Origin of the sequence: Segatella hominis, from assembly GCF_019249725.2 — a bacterium.
GTDB lineage: Bacteria > Bacteroidota > Bacteroidia > Bacteroidales > Bacteroidaceae > Prevotella.
In genome coordinates, this window is sequence record NZ_CP137559.1 from 3,443,675 (window position 1) to 3,456,231 (window position 12,557).

Genomic DNA, 12,557 nt, shown 5'->3' on the forward strand with positions numbered 1-12,557 from the left:
AATTAATACGCTTTGGGTGTTGCCAAGCACTTGCTCTGATTATTCTATCACATTGCATAGTTGGTTGATGGCTGCATCAAAAGTGGTGAGGTCTTTCGCTCGCTTTCTGATGGCTGTCTTGTAATTATAGATGGTTTGCGTAGAATAGAACAGGAGGGTGGCCAGTTCCTGACCATCCGTAATTCCTAGTCGCATCAGTGCATAGATACGCAGTTCCTTGGTGAGACTGTTAGGGGCTGGGAGAACAATCTGCTTTTCTGGCAACAGCAGTTGGTTGAACTCATCCACGAAGTTAGGGTATAAGTCCATAAAAGCCTTATCGAATCGGTTGTAGAAACTTGAAGCTTCCTCTTCTGCCAACTTATAGCTGTTGATGGCGGTAAGGAGGTCGGCAGTCTGTTTCGCCTTGATCTTGCGGCTCACCAACTTGCGATAATCGTCGAGTTTCTTGATATAGACGGCACTGATGTCCATAAACAATCTCATATAAGTCTCCCTGCGCTTGTTGGTATTGAGCAGCTTCTGGTTCAGTTCGTCCAAGAGTGTATTTTGACTCTTCACCTCCCGACGACTCTTTGCCAAACGCTTATTTATCCTGAAGACAAAGAACATCATCGCCAAGAAGCCAAGAGACACGATACTTACCACAACCAGCGATGCCGTGATGATTCGATTTTGACGTATTCCTTGCTGATGATTCGTTTCCGTGATAAGCGGAAGTATGCGAGAGATCTCAACCATTCGAAGACGATTGTTATAAAACTGAGCATCTTCCATCGAACAATAGATATACTTTGACACACGCTTCGCATACTTAGCATCCTTATTATATAGATAGGTGGAAAGTTCCTGAAGTGCCAAATTTTCTTTCAAGGGACAAATTTGGTCGGAGATGGCCGCCTCTACCAAATATTTCTCATATATGTCCATCTGCCCATTGTCCTGATAATAACGAGCTATACAATATGCTGCAGAAGCATGTACTCTACTGTCAATAGGACTGGCGGCAAGGGCTTTCTGATACCAGCCCAACACTTTCTTGTCTGTGCGATGTAGCAAATACTCCAACTCACCACTCAGATAATAATAGAGCGCGGAATGCTTGTTGCCTACATATTCAAGGGTCTTGGCAAGATAGAGTCTTTTTTTATCTTGCATTTCCTCCTTGAATTCAGACCTTTCGCAGAAAGCTTCCCAATAGTTATACACCCATGTCAAGGTGTAATAATAGTATTGCATCAGCTTGGGCGAAATGTCTTCTGGCTTCAAAGAAAGCAACAGGTCTTCTGCCTGACTATAGAATCCACCTGTGGATAACACCGCAGCCCGATTGATCTTGTTGAGGTTGATGAAATAGTCATCATGCAACTGTTCTGCCAATTGCAGGCCCCTGTTGGCATATACCATGGCTGAGTCATATCGATAAGTATAATACTCACGATAGATTTGATTGTAAAGACTCAGACGCTCTCGTTTGTCGGAAGTAAAATTCAGTTTTTTCTTCATTCGTATGAGTTTCTTCTCTTTCTTGGAAGAGAACTCGTCCCGACGAGCAATATATTGGTCCAGACGATGAAGCAACTCATCCTCGTCGTCCAAATCCGCATTACGGGAAAATGCCGCATTTGCCAACATCGGCATCACCACCATCATCAAGAGCCATACTATCTTCTTCATTGTCCTTTGTTTGTTATTGTTCTTACCTGTTTTTGCTTTGTTATGAAAGAGAATAACCCTTTACGGCTGCAAAAATACGACTTTTATTCTTCTTTTCAACATCTACTCTCATAAAAAGTATTAATTCTATATATATTCTGATTATTAGGCAGTTAAGTCTTTATAAGAGTATCCAAGCATCTACTCACGCCCTACACACAGCACCAAGGTGTCTAAAAACAATCTATCTTTGTAACCGAAATCTAAACGCATTCGATTCAGATTAAAACATTTTGGAATGAACAAATAAATTTAATAATGTAACTAAAAAAAGAATAAGTTATGAACCTAAAAATCCGTACATTTTCCATGGCTTTGGCTGTAATGTCAGCGACAAGCTACATGTATGCACTTCCTTCTAATCATCATGAAGAGAAGTCAAGTACAAAAGAAAAGAAGTCTTTCAACCTCGAAGAGGAATCCGTAGAGAAGGACAAGAAGGAAGAGCGTAACGTGATGCTTAATGCTGCCGACGCCAACAAGCCTCGTGAAATCCAGATTGGATTGCCGAGCGAAGACGTAACCGTATATGAGAACGGTCTTCCTGCAGTTTATTCATCCTCAGTTCACAAACTCTCAGCCCACTGGCGCAGCGATGCCTCTCTGAAAGGTACCGACCTGATGACGCCTTCCGAGTCGGCTATTGCCACAGGTAACATTGCTTACGCTGTATCTTCTTTCAGCGAATTTGGTCAGAAAGAGTTCAAGGGCAAGCTCAATTACAAGGCGAACCACTTCGGTATGCAGAACTTTGACCTTAACCTCTCTGGTGGCATCGGTACCAACTGGCTCTATACTGCTAGTATGTACCAGAACTTCGACCCAGGAAGTTTCAAGCTTCGCTTCACCGATTACGCAGATCGTACCCAGATTTATCATTTCGGTCTGACCCGAATTCTGAACGAAGGCAAGGGACGCATCTCCTTATTATATAAGTACTCAAACAGCAAGAACCCAGGCAACTTTGCTAATGCGGCACCTTTCATCTACGCAGGTGACGGCAGCATCAAGAAAATCGCCGGCTTCGACCCAGGCATGGACTCCTATGTTCAGCGACAAGGTTCTTTCCAATACTTGAACACCAAGACTGGCAAGATGGAGACCTGGAACATGAGCAACGGAAGCGAGAACCACGCCAACGAGATTGCCCTCATCAGCCAGTACCAATTTGACAACGGATGGTTGTGGAAATTCAACGCTAAATACATGAATGCTCCTCGCGCCAACTACGTGGATTACGGTGGTAGCTCTATCTCGGAGGTGAGCGAGGCTGATGGTTATCAGTTCTCCGATGGCTCAGCTTATAGCGGACTCATTGAGGGACGACGTACTTGGTTGCACGTAGGAAAGGTGAGTAATGCTCTCATGACGACAGAAATCAGCAAGCAGCTGAACAACCACAAGTTGATGATAGGTCTGAACGAGTGGTATTATCATCTCGACTACTATTCATCATCTTTCCAGTGGGCTGGTACCGTGGAGCCTTATCCTCGCACATTGAGCCAAATGTACGTAAATCCTCTTGACCCTACACTGACCGCACGTCGCTCCGAGACCTTTGGATATAACGAGCTGAGTCCTGAATACACCAAGGGTTCTGAGAACAAGTTGGCTGTTTATTTTACCGACGAATGGAGAGTAACCCCTAAGTTCAAAGTCTTCTATGGCGGACGTCTGGAGTACTATCGCATGTCGGCAAACCAAATTTCTGCCTCACGCTTCAAGGGATTCCATATCGGCAATTACAACACCTATTCTACTGCGGAGGATGGTTCTATCGTAGCCACAGCGCATAATATCGAACCAGCCAAGGTGACCAAGAACAAACTGAACTATGCGGCTACCCTGCAGTTGACGTACAACCTCACCAACCAGTTTGGTCTGACAGCTGACGCAACCATCGCCACCCGCTTCCCACGCATCAGCGAGTATGCAGGAACAGGTCCTACCGAGGAACAGTACAAGCGAGTTACAATCCCGCTGATTCGTGGTGGAATCTTCTACAAGAACGATTGGATAGACTTATCTTCCATGATTACTTACATCTCGAAGTCGAACAACATCGACCAGCAGAACCTCACCAAGCCTGGCACGTCTGAAGGCAAGACCGTGTTGCTCATCTACAACATCCAGACCTTGGGTTGGACCACCTCTGCCGAGATCAATCCATTCAAGAACTTCCACATGCACGCCCTCTTCACCTATCAGAAGCCAGTGTATAAGAACTACAATGCAAGCGTAACGTTCAATGATGGCCAGACTATGGGTGTAAATGCGAACAACATGATTGTGAAGGAGATTCCACAGGTACTCATTGAGTTGGATCCTAAGTATGACATCACCAAGAACTTGAACGCTTGGTTGAGCTTCCGTTACTTTGGCAAGACCTACGCCAACCTCCAGGAGGCACTCTATTTCAATGGTCACTGGGAGACTTTCGGCGGAATCAACTGGAACGTGAATAAGAAACTGAGTCTCGGTGTGAGCGTCATCAACATCCTCAACGAGAAGGGTGCCAAAGGTACCATCAACGGTTCGGAGTTGATTACAAAGGAAGAAGCCAGTAAATATGCAGGCAAGTATATGAGCGGCAGCTATCTTCGCCCATTCACCATCGAGTTCTCAGCAGGAATCAAGTTCTAAGCTTTCATAATATACGATGAAAATTGCAATAAAGTAAGACTGCAAGACGTTATCGTAATAGCAAAAATAATAAAACCAACAATCAAATAAAAACCAAAGAACAATGAAAAAGGTATTTATGATTATTGCAGCTGTGTGCATGACTTCAGTGATGGCATTCGCGCAAAAGACCATCAGAGTATCGACCGACAAGACCGATCTCGTGATGCAAGTTTCTCCTAAAGGTCGTCTCTATCAAGTGTATTTAGGCGACAAGTTGAAGAATCCCGCAGACTATCAGAACCTGAAGTGGGATGTATATGCAGCCTCTGATGGTGCCGTCTGTCAACGAGGTCATGAGGTTTATGCAACTTCTGGTGCTGAAGATTTCTTCGAGCCGGCAGTGGCAGTGACTCATGCCGATGGCAACATGACCACCTATTTATATTATAAGTCATTCGAGGAGAAAGCTATCAATGGGGGTACTGAAACCATCATCACCCTTCAGGACAAAGTATATCCGCTGACCGTGAAGCTCCACTATGCAGCTTATCCTAAGGAGAACGTCATCAAGGCTTGGAGCGAAATCTCTCACAAAGAGAAAGCCCCTGTCACCCTCTGGAGATACAGTTCTACCATGCTCTACTTCAAGGCAAACAAATACTTCGTCACCAACTATCATAGCGACTGGGCTAAGGAAGGACAGCCTGAGACTTGCCAGTTGACTGCTGGAAAAAAGATAGTTGATACCAAGTTGGGTACCCGTGCAGCCATGCAGGAGGAGCCATTCTTTGAACTGGGATTTGATGAGCCTGCCAAGGAAAAAGAAGGCAAGGTGATGCTTGGAACCATCGGATGGCCTGGCAACTTCCGCTTTACCTTCGAGGTGGACAACGTGGGCGCACTTCGTGTCATCCCAGCCATCAACCCATACGCTTCCGACTATAAGTTGAAGGCAGGAGAGACATTTACTACCCCTGAGTTCATCTTCGCCATGAGCGACAATGGCATGGGTGAGGCTTCCCGTAATTTGCATAATTGGGCTCGCCAGTATCAGGTAAACATGGGTATGGAAGATCGCCTTACGCTCTTGAACAACTGGGAGAATACTGGCTTCGACTTCAACCAGCAGAGTCTTGCTGAGTTGATGAAGGATGCAAAGGACTTGGGTGTAGATATGTTCTTGCTCGACGATGGTTGGTTTGCCAACAAGTATCCTCGCAAGGACGACCATGCAGGTCTCGGCGACTGGGAGGCTACCAAGAGCAAGCTGCCAGAGGGAATACCAGGATTGGTAAGAGATGCCAAGAAGGCAGGTGTAAAGTTTGGTATTTGGATTGAGCCAGAGATGGTGAATCCTAAGAGCGAACTCTTTGAAAAGCATCCCGACTGGGTCATCATGCAGCCTAAGCGTGACACTTATTACTATCGCAACCAGTTGGTGCTTGACATCAGCAACCCTAAGGTACAGGATTATGTGTTCGGCATCGTGGATCGCATCATGACGGAGAACCCAGATGTGGCTTACTTCAAGTGGGATTGCAACAGTGTGATTACCAACATCTACTCTCCATATCACAAGGAGAACCAGGGCAACTTCTATATCGACCATGTGCGTGGCATCTACAAGGTACTCACTCGCATCCACAACAAGTATCCTAAGTTGCCTATGATGCTCTGCTCTGGCGGTGGCGGCAGAATGGACTACGAGATGTTGAAATACTTCACCGAGTTTTGGTGCTCTGACGATACAGACCCATTCGAGCGCATCTACATCCAGTGGAGCTTGTCTAAGTTCTTCCCAGCCAAGACCATGGGCTCTCATGTAACCAATTGGAACAAAAATACCAGCGTGAAGTTCCGCACCGATGTTTGCAGCTCTTGCAAGTTGGGCTTCGACATCGACCTCAAGTCACTCTCAAAGGATGACTATAAGTTCGTTCAGAACGCCGTCAAGAACTATGACAGCATGAAACCGATGATCCTCGAAGGCGACCAGTATCGCCTGGTTTCTCCATACGAGGGCAACCACTGTGCTATCAACTATGTAAGCAAGGACAAACAGCGTGCCGTTCTCTTTGCTTACGACTTGCACCCACGCTACAAGGAGCCTGTGATGAACGTGAAGATGCAGGGTTTGGATGCCGATAAAGTATATACTGTCAAGGAGACCAATCTGATGCCTGGAAAGGAATCTGATTTGGAGTGCAATGGTAAACAGTATAGCGGTGACTATCTGATGAAAGTCGGCTTGAATGTATTCAGCCAGACCGATGGAACCAGCCATGTATTGGTATTAGAATAAGGTATCAATATTCATAATAAAAAAAGCAGCAAAGTCTATAATAGGCTTGCTGCTTTTTTTTAGGTATCTGTATCTCTTTTCCCTAATGATTTTACTTGTTTAGCGGTCTTGCTACAAATTCTGTATGAAGTGTCTCCATCGGATGCTCCTTCAGGTTGATGAGGATGTTTGGCGTGTTGCCATTGGCGATGATTACCTTGATGCCGGCATTGGCTACGTCGTGGGCGGTTTTCACTTTCGAAGTCATGCCGCCTCTGCCGTGGCTGCTCTTGCTGGCAAGAATGTACTCGCTGATATCGCGGTCGTAATAAACCGATGGGATAATGCGGGTGGTAGGCTCGCTTGGATCGCCATTGTAGATGCCGTCCACATTACTTAATAATATAAGTGTGTCGGCATTCATCATCTTGGCAATCAAGCCAGACAACTCGTCGTTATCCGTAAACATCAACTCGGTGATGCACACGGTATCGTTCTCATTGACGATAGGAAGTACATTGTTCTCCAGCATTACCTGCATGCAGGCCTCCTGGTTCTTATACTGCTCCTCGGCACCGAAATTTTCCTTCATGGTCAATACTTGACCTATCTTAATCTTGTATTCACGGAAAAGGTTGTAATAGAGACCTACGAGTTTCACCTGTCCGATAGCAGAGAACAGCTGGCGTTGCTCCACGCTGTCTAAATGGTGGCCAACATGCAGCTCGGCTCTTCCGGCTGCTACGGCACCTGATGATACCAGAATTACCTCATAGTCGTGTTTGCGGAGCCAAACGATTTGATCTACAATCGCCGACATTCTTGTTACGTCCAACTTTCCGTCTTCTCGGGTCAGCACATTGCTGCCCACCTTTACTACAATTCTTTTTCCCATGATTAAAGTGAAGAGTGAAGAACGAAGAGTATTCTTGTTCTTCTTGTTATATTTTATGTGATATGATATATGTTAAAGTGAAGAGTGAAGAATTCAATAGCTTTTTTATATCAAATTTTAGCTTGTTAAAGCAAGAGAATTCTTCACTCTTCACTCTTCGTTTTTCACTTAACTCCGTCCTTTTCTCGAATCTCTACTCTTCGAATCTTGCCAGAGATGGTCTTTGGCAATTCATCTACGAATTCGATGATGCGAGGATATTTATAAGGAGCAGTCTCGTGCTTCACATGATCCTGCAGCTTCTTGATGAGGTCTGGACCTGCCATATTCTTGTATTCATCCTTTAGTACGACGGTTGCCTTGACTACCATGCCGCGGATTGGGTCTGGTACACCGGTGATGGCGCACTCTACTACGGCAGGATGAGTCATCAGGGCATTTTCTACCTCGAAAGGACCGATGCGATAACCGGAACTCTTGATCACATCATCGATTCTGCCCTCAAACCAGAAGTAGCCTTCCTCGTCACGCCAAGCCATATCGCCCGTGTGATAGTAACCGTCATGCCACACAGACTTGGTCTGCTTTTCGTCACGGTAATAATACTTGAAGAGTCCAAGCGGTTTGTTATCACCGATGCGGATGCAAATCTCACCCTTTTCACCATCCTCACACTCTGTCATGTCTGGGCGAAGGATGTGAACATCATATTGTGGGTTAGGCTTGCCCATGCTTCCTGGTTTTGGTTTGATCCAAGGGAAGGTTCCTAATGTCATGGTGGTTTCGGTCTGTCCGAAGCCCTCGTAAATCTGTACACCAGTCAGTTTCTGGAAGGTTTCTGCTACGGATGGATTCATCGCTTCACCCGCAGTTGTACAATATTCGAGACTGCTGAGGTCGTACTTGGAGAAATCCTCCTGAATCATGAAACGGTAGATAGTAGGAGGGGCGCAGAAAGAAGTGATATGATATTTTTCTATCTGGCGCATAATCTTATCAGCCGTAAACTTCTCGTGATCGAATACGAAGACGGTAGCTCCGGCAAACCATTGACCGTAGAGTTTGCCCCAAACAGCCTTTCCCCAACCGGTATCGGCTACGGTCAGGTGGATGGAGTTCTCGTGGAGATTGTGCCAATATACACCCGTGGTCAGATGACCGAGGGCATAGAGGTGGTCGTGGGCCACCATCTTTGGCTCGCCTGTCGTACCTGATGTGAAATACATCAGGAGCGTATCTTCATTGGAATTTACATGTTCCGGGCGAACGAAAGGAGCGCATTCGTTCCACTCCTTCATCCAGTCGTGGAAACCTTCAGGAATATCTGGACCGATACTGATTAGGGTCTTGACGGTAGGACTCTCTGGCATAGCCTCTTCAATTTGCTCTACCACGTAATCATCGCCGCAGCAGATGATGGCTTTTACGCTGGCGGCATTGTTGCGATATACGATGTCATGCTTGGTGAGCATGTGGGTGGCAGGAATGGCTACGGCTCCTATCTTGTGGAGTCCGAGCATGGCAAGCCACCACTGATAGTGGCGCTTCAGGATAAGCATTACCTTATCATCATGACCAATGCCGAGGCTCTGGAAGTAGGCAGCAGCCTTGTCGCTCTGTTCTTTCAGATCCTTGTATGTAAAACGTATCTCCTCGCCACGTTCACTTGTCCAAAGCAGTGCAACATGGTCTGGCTTGATTTTTGCCCACTCGTCCATTACATCGTAGGCAAAGTTGAAATCTTCTGGTATAATGAACTCCAGATGCTCCTTGAAGTCTTGTTCTGAAGTAAATTTAGTTTGTTTTAAAAATCTCTCAATCATAATTGTTTGATTTGCTTAGAGAATTGAATTCTCTATTTAGATAATGATACAAAGAAACTTGGCAGGTTCCCCATTGAGGGAACGGAAACAATGTTGTTTCTTGCTGTCGAAATAGATGCTGTCACCAGGGTTGAGTACCATGACTTTTTCTTCGATGGTTACCTCAAGTGTTCCTTCTATCACATAATCATATTCCTGTCCGTCGTGTCCGTTCTTATTTGGTTTCTCATTACCAGGTAATGGGTCAACCTGAACCATGAAAGGATTTACCTTTCTGTCTTTGAAACCAACGGCAAGGCTCTGGTACTTATATTGGTTGTTACGGTCAATCTCCGGTCCCTGTCCCTTGCGGGTCACGTAGTATCCCTTCATGCGAGGTTCCTCGCCGAAGAGTAATACGTCAAGGTCGATACCATACCGCTTGGATATCTTTGAGAGGCGATACACAGAAGGGTCTGCCTCTCCTGTCTCTATTTTGAGATAATGGTCGAGACTGATGTCACAAAGCTCAGCTACCTCCTCTGCAGGGATGTTGAGAACCTCGCGAAGACCTTTCAGTCTCTCGCCGATTTGCTTGATTGCTTCGTCCATATTTCTATATTTTTATTGGTTTGTGGGCAAAAGTACTAATTTTTGCTGATATGAGCAAGAAAAATCAGCGTTAATCCTCTATTTGATAACGAATTTATAGATTCCGTTTTGTCGGGAGCCTACGATAGCGGTATTGCCAATGACCAATGGCGATGATTCAAAGTTGTGAGCAAAATGCTTCTTACACAGTATTTCTCCGGTCTTGGCGCGGATAAGATATGTGGTTCCACCAGAGTCGCCTGTGAAAATATACATTTCGTTCTTCTCGTTTAAGAATCCTACAGGTGATGACCACGCAAACTGGTTCAGCTGGGTCGAGTGGACTATCTTACCTGTTTGAATATCGACGGCTATCATTTCGGCAGATCCTGCTCCCTTTCCATCAGCTCCGTTTCGGCAAATATTGGCGAAAAGAAGATGGCTGCAATCGCCCATTCCTAATAATGGAGTACAATACATACCGCCATCAAGCGCCTTTTCTCCTAAGGTAAAGCGTTTGCAAGGTATCTGCAAATTCCAGATACGATTGCCGTTTCTTCCATCCAATTTTACGATATGACAAATACCTTCATTTCCCTGTTTGTCCACTTCGCAGCCACAATATATATAAGGTGTGTCTTTTTCTACTTTGCATACGATACTGCCATCTATGTCGTCATGGTTGTTGTAACTCCAAACTGGTTTCATCGTATTTAAGTTGACGGCAAGAATGTTGCCATGATTGTCTCCGAAGAAACCGTAGTTGCGATATACGCAGAGACTGTTCTCTACTCCAGGAGCCGAACCGTTGATGGTATAGCGTAATGCTGCTGCAAGTGTAAGCTTGCCTTGGACTCTGCGGAATTTATACAGACATCCGTTTTCGCCAGGCCAGAAAAGGAAGTCTCCTACGACTACTGGCGATGAGTCGAAAGCATTCCAACCGCGGCGTGCTTTTGGGTCATGTCCGAAGAAATCGGTTATCTGGTTCTTTTTCAGATCTATGGTCAAACTTCCGAATGGTTGGTGATAGGGAACACCCTGTCCGACATAGAGGTTGTCGAGAGTAGGATCGAGCGATGGAGTTCCCTTTATCGTGTTGGTCACGTCTATTGCTTGTCTTGTCGCCTTTCCTGTATTGTAGTCGATGAAATAGACTCTGCCGCATAGAGATCCAACCATAATCTCATTTCTCTTCTTGTGATAAAGAGGCTGACCTGTCCATCCGGAACCTCCTCCCCAGATTCCATATTTCGTCTGCTCTGTATTATAATAGGTATGAAATACCCATGCCGTGTCTATGGTAGCAGGTGTTCCTGTTACCTTACCGCCAAAGTTGGCATCACGCAGTAGGGTTTTCCTGAAAGTCAGTACATCTTCCCCATCATAGAGACTCTCCAAAGAGGACAAGGTGAGGTCGCTGGAATCTTTGATTTCAACATCGTAGCGCACTCTCTCTGCCGACGGATACAAGGTGTCTGGTAGGGGAAGAACAGTTGTGTTGACTTCGATTTCAGTACTATCCTCTATAGGTTGGTTGTCTTGTTGCTTGACAACTTTTGTTGTGCAGGCACCTAATAATATGCTTAGTGAACAGAATATAAGTCTCCAGCATCTTTTGAGATTGCCATGATTTTTATGGTAATTCATCTTCTGATTGGTTTTAAATTTCAAGCGTTTAGATTGTCGGGGACAAAAATACGAAGAAAAAATGAATACGCCAAAGACTTTTACTGGAAATTTTCGATAAGAAAAAAAAGAAGTGTATCGACTATTACAATACACTTCTTGTGATGGAATATTTTTATTTTTTACCTGCCAGCAAGCCGTTGATGACGGCAGAAGTGAAACCTCCTTGTTCCATGGTGTTGAGACCCTTGATGGTACAGCCGCCAGGAGTAGTAACCTTATCAATGGCAGCCTCTGGGTGTTCGCCTGTCTCTTGCAGTAATTCTACAGCACCCTTCACAGTCTGGAGTACAATCTTCTGTGCATCCTTAGCTTTGAAGCCCATCTCTACGCCGCCTTCCACATTGGCTCTTACATAGCGCATCGCATAAGCAATGGCACATGACATGGCTGTGGCTGCAGGGAAAAGGCGTTCTTCCATGATGAGGCTCTCGCCCAATTCATCAAATATATCTGTAATTTGCTTACTCTCTGTAGCAGATGCATCAATTGGAGTGATGAATGTCATCGACTGTTTGTAAGCGATAGCGATATTTGGCATTACCAGGAAGAATGTTGGGGTAGAACCGTCCTTGTCAAGCCATTCCTTGATATTGGCTGATGGAACACCGGCTGCAACTACTACGAGTTTCTGGCTTTTGTAGTCAAGTACATCCTTGATACCTTTCAAAGTTTTCTCCACGCACCAAGGCTTTACAACTACGCATACGATATCTGCGCCGTGACAAGCCAACTGGTTGTCGAGGGTTACGCTGGCTCCTTCGCTTGCGAAGTGATCCAATACTGGTTGGTTGTGGTCAGATACCGTAATATCTGAAGGAGTGAAGTTCTCACTCTTCAATAAGCCTTCTGCCATGGCACCGCCCATAGCACCAGCTCCGATAATTGTTATTTTCATTGTCTTCTTATAGTTAAAATGCAATTACGGTGCAAAGATACGACTTTTATCAGAAAAAGA

At 45.3% G+C, this 12,557-nt stretch carries 7 protein-coding genes and 1 pseudogene; 2 read left to right on the plus strand and 6 right to left on the minus strand.

Annotated features, from left to right (window positions below; translation table 11 throughout):
• Nucleotides 1-39: 39 nt before the first annotated feature.
• On the minus strand, nucleotides 40-1,677 hold the full coding sequence (locus KUA50_RS13975) for a DUF6377 domain-containing protein (RefSeq protein WP_218455988.1): 1,638 nt from the start codon (nucleotides 1,675-1,677) through the stop codon (nucleotides 40-42).
• 321 nt (nucleotides 1,678-1,998) lie between these two features.
• Here KUA50_RS13975 and KUA50_RS13980 point away from each other — a divergent pair, with 321 nt between their 5' ends.
• Nucleotides 1,999-4,359 carry a TonB-dependent receptor gene (locus KUA50_RS13980; protein ID WP_413777432.1) on the plus strand — a complete coding sequence of 787 codons (2,361 nt, stop codon included), beginning with the start codon at nucleotides 1,999-2,001 and terminating at the stop codon, nucleotides 4,357-4,359.
• A 103-nt stretch (nucleotides 4,360-4,462) separates the two neighbouring features.
• The gene (locus tag KUA50_RS13985) at nucleotides 4,463-6,643 is read left to right on the plus strand and encodes an alpha-galactosidase (RefSeq protein WP_218455989.1); all 2,181 of its coding nucleotides are present in this window, start codon (nucleotides 4,463-4,465) and stop codon (nucleotides 6,641-6,643) included.
• Between the two features lie 103 nt (nucleotides 6,644-6,746).
• Here the strand turns inward: KUA50_RS13985 and proB are convergent.
• The 5 genes and pseudogenes from proB to proC form a co-directional block, all read right to left on the minus strand.
• Nucleotides 6,747-7,517: pseudogene (gene proB / locus KUA50_RS13990) on the minus strand (glutamate 5-kinase); the annotation flags it as partial.
• A gap of 164 nt (nucleotides 7,518-7,681) precedes the next feature.
• On the minus strand, nucleotides 7,682-9,340 hold the full coding sequence (locus KUA50_RS13995; RefSeq protein ID WP_218455991.1) for an AMP-binding protein: 1,659 nt from the start codon (nucleotides 9,338-9,340) through the stop codon (nucleotides 7,682-7,684).
• A 36-nt stretch (nucleotides 9,341-9,376) separates the two neighbouring features.
• Nucleotides 9,377-9,931 carry a helix-turn-helix domain-containing protein gene (locus KUA50_RS14000; protein WP_218455992.1) on the minus strand — a complete coding sequence of 185 codons (555 nt, stop codon included), beginning with the start codon at nucleotides 9,929-9,931 and terminating at the stop codon, nucleotides 9,377-9,379.
• Between the two features lie 78 nt (nucleotides 9,932-10,009).
• Complete coding sequence (locus KUA50_RS14005) at nucleotides 10,010-11,560, minus strand: PQQ-like beta-propeller repeat protein (protein ID WP_218455993.1); 1,551 nt, start codon at nucleotides 11,558-11,560, stop codon at nucleotides 10,010-10,012.
• A 154-nt stretch (nucleotides 11,561-11,714) separates the two neighbouring features.
• Nucleotides 11,715-12,497: a pyrroline-5-carboxylate reductase gene (proC, locus tag KUA50_RS14010; RefSeq protein WP_134843665.1), complete on the minus strand. Its 783-nt coding sequence runs from the start codon at nucleotides 12,495-12,497 to the stop codon at nucleotides 11,715-11,717.
• Nucleotides 12,498-12,557: the final 60 nt, after the last annotated feature.

Bases quoted from the DNA above. Each gene is read 5' to 3' on its own strand.
- KUA50_RS13985 (WP_218455989.1), top strand. From the start codon at position 4,463: ATGAAAAAGGTATTTATGATTATTGCAGCTGTGTGCATGACTTCAGTG.
- KUA50_RS13975 (WP_218455988.1), bottom strand. From the start codon at position 1,677: ATGAAGAAGATAGTATGGCTCTTGATGATGGTGGTGATGCCGATGTTG.
- proC (WP_134843665.1), bottom strand. From the start codon at position 12,497: ATGAAAATAACAATTATCGGAGCTGGTGCTATGGGCGGTGCCATGGCA.
- KUA50_RS14005 (WP_218455993.1), bottom strand. From the start codon at position 11,560: ATGAATTACCATAAAAATCATGGCAATCTCAAAAGATGCTGGAGACTT.
- KUA50_RS13995 (WP_218455991.1), bottom strand. From the start codon at position 9,340: ATGATTGAGAGATTTTTAAAACAAACTAAATTTACTTCAGAACAAGAC.
- KUA50_RS13980 (WP_413777432.1), top strand. From the start codon at position 1,999: ATGAACCTAAAAATCCGTACATTTTCCATGGCTTTGGCTGTAATGTCA.
- KUA50_RS14000 (WP_218455992.1), bottom strand. From the start codon at position 9,931: ATGGACGAAGCAATCAAGCAAATCGGCGAGAGACTGAAAGGTCTTCGC.